This is a genomic window from Mesorhizobium sp. M7A.F.Ca.CA.004.04.2.1 (genome assembly GCF_004022825.1).
In the GTDB taxonomy this organism is placed as follows: domain Bacteria; phylum Pseudomonadota; class Alphaproteobacteria; order Rhizobiales; family Rhizobiaceae; genus Mesorhizobium.
Genome location: NZ_RZPH01001143.1, coordinates 1 through 1,804 on the forward strand (window position 1 = coordinate 1; position 1,804 = coordinate 1,804).

The 1,804-nt window shown below is 70.5% G+C and carries 1 protein-coding gene; it reads left to right on the forward strand.

Annotated elements, in window-relative coordinates:
• Nucleotides 1-1,804 (forward strand): ATP-dependent helicase HrpB (gene hrpB, locus EN893_RS32245; protein WP_128362103.1); only part of this gene is annotated, 1,804 nt, incomplete at both ends.

Sequence of the window (1,804 nt, forward strand, 5' to 3'; positions counted from 1 at the left end):
TTCCACGAGCGCTCGCTCGACGGCGATTTTGGTCTCGCTCTGGCGCTCGACGTCCGAGGGGCGCTCAGGCCGGATCTGCGCTTGGCAGTGATGTCGGCGACGCTCGACGGCGCGCGTGTCGCCAAACTCATGTCGGGCGCGCCGGTCGTCGAAAGCGAGGGTCGCGCCTTCCCCGTAGACATCCGGTATGACGAACGCCCCGCCGGCATCGCCATCGAGGACGCGATGGCCAAGGCGATCCGCGCTGCCCTTGCCGACGAGAGCGGCAGCGTGCTTGCCTTCCTGCCCGGCCAGCGCGAGATCGAGCGCACCGCCGAACGGCTGGCCGGCAAGGTCGGCACCGATACCGACATCGTCCCGCTCTACGGCATGCTCGACGGCAAGGCGCAGGACGCGGCGATCAAGCCGCCGCCGGCCGGCCGCCGCAAGGTGGTGCTGGCCACCTCGATCGCCGAAACCTCGATCACCATCGACGGCGTGCGCGTCGTCATCGATTCGGGCCTGTCGCGGCTGCCGCGCTATGAGCCGGCCAGCGGCCTCACCCGGTTGGAGACCGTGCGCGTCAGCAAGGCTTCCGCCGACCAGCGCGCCGGCCGTGCCGGGCGCACGCAGCCAGGCGTCGCCATCCGGTTGTGGCGGGCCGAGCAGACGGCTGCACTCCCCGCCTTCACGCCGCCGGAAATCCTTGAGGCCGATCTGTCCGGACTGCTGCTCGATTGCGCTGCCTTCGGCGTTGCCGATCCGGCAGGGCTCGCTTTTCTCGATCCGCCGCCTGTTCCGGCCCTTAATGAGGCAAGGGGGCTACTACGCGCGCTGGATGCCATCGACGACACGGGGCGCCTGACGGACGCGGGTGCAGCGATGCGCAAGCTCGCCCTGCCGGTGCGGTTGGCGCACATGGTTGCCGAGGCAGCCGGCAGCGGCCATGCCTTCGAGGCGGCGATGCTTGCCGTGCTGCTCACCGAACGCGGCCTTGGTGGCGACGGCGCCGATCTGGAGCGGCGGCTGATGCGTTTTCGCGGGGAAAAATCGCCACGCGCTACAGCCGCCAAGCAGCTCGCCGAACGGCTGGCGAGGCAGGCTGGCGAGGCGAAGGGCAGCGAAGCTGCGGCAGCCGGTCCCCTGCTCGTCCACGCCTGGCCGGATCGGGTGGCGAAGGCGCGCGGCGAGCGTGGCCGTTTCGTGCTGGCCAACGGCTCCGGCGCCATGCTCGACGCCGCCGATCCGCTGGCGGGCGAGCCGTTTCTGGTCGTCGCCGACCTGCAGGGCAAGGCACAGAATGCACGCATCACGGCGGCGGCAGCGATCGGCGAGGACGATGTCCGCGCCGCGCTGGCGGAGAGGATCGAGGTCCGCCGTGAAACGAGCTTCGACCGCGACAAGCGCGCCGTGCGCGTCCGCGAAACCGTGCGCCTTGGCGCCATCACGCTTGCCGAGCGCATGCTGCCGCCGCCAATCGGTGCTGACGCCGACCGCGACGTCCTCGATGCGGTGCGCCAGCACGGGCTGTCGCTGCTGACCTGGAGCAAGGAGGCGCAAACGCTGCGCCAGCGGCTTGGCTGGTTGCATCGAGGCCTTGGCGCGCCCTGGCCCGACATGGCGGATGACGCCCTCATCGAGCGCCTCGACGACTGGCTGCTGCCTTACCTGTCCGGCGCGGCATCCTTTGCCGCCATCGATGCGGGCGTTGTCTCGGCCGGGCTGGCCAGCCTCGTGCCACACGATCTGCAGCGCAGGATCGATACGCTGGCGCCGACCCATTTCGGTGCTCCGTCGGGCAGCCATGTGCCGATCCGCTATGACG